At 45.7% G+C, this 435-nt stretch carries 1 pseudogene; it reads right to left on the bottom strand.

Features of this window, described 5'->3' with window-relative positions:
- Positions 1–257 (bottom strand): annotated as a pseudogene (locus DVK07_RS24155) (prenyltransferase); the annotation flags it as partial.
- Between the last annotated feature and the right edge of the window lie 178 nt (positions 258–435).

A 435-nucleotide genomic window follows, 5' to 3' on the forward strand; every position in this document is an offset into this window, starting at 1 on the left:
GTCGAAAGCCCGCTTTGCCGATCGAAGTATGTGTCAGCAGCTTGGTGGACTATATGATAGCTCAATATATACGGGAACACCGCAACAAGCAGTAGTCTAGCTTGATCATCAAATGAAAACCCGAGGAGGAGTGAGACGGGGAGAATAACACAGAATACGTCTACTCCTGTCGTGTCGAGATGGTTCAAGAAACCGCGCTCCTTTATTCGAGGGGGATACGAATACGTGAATCCAGATAGGGTAAGTAGCAACCCCATCAGCAGGAAAATCAGATTGCCACTAGAAAACGCAACTCATCCCCATAGAGATAGTCCGACAGCCAATTCGATCACAAGTAGCGAGAGAAGGTTCTTTTCTCCAAGTATTTCGACCGACATGGCAATATAGGATTTCTCAGGGTTTTCTTTGTCAACCTCATAATCATGTAGAGCATCT

The organism is Halorubrum sp. Atlit-26R (assembly GCF_003666015.1).
Taxonomy (GTDB): domain Archaea; phylum Halobacteriota; class Halobacteria; order Halobacteriales; family Haloferacaceae; genus Halorubrum.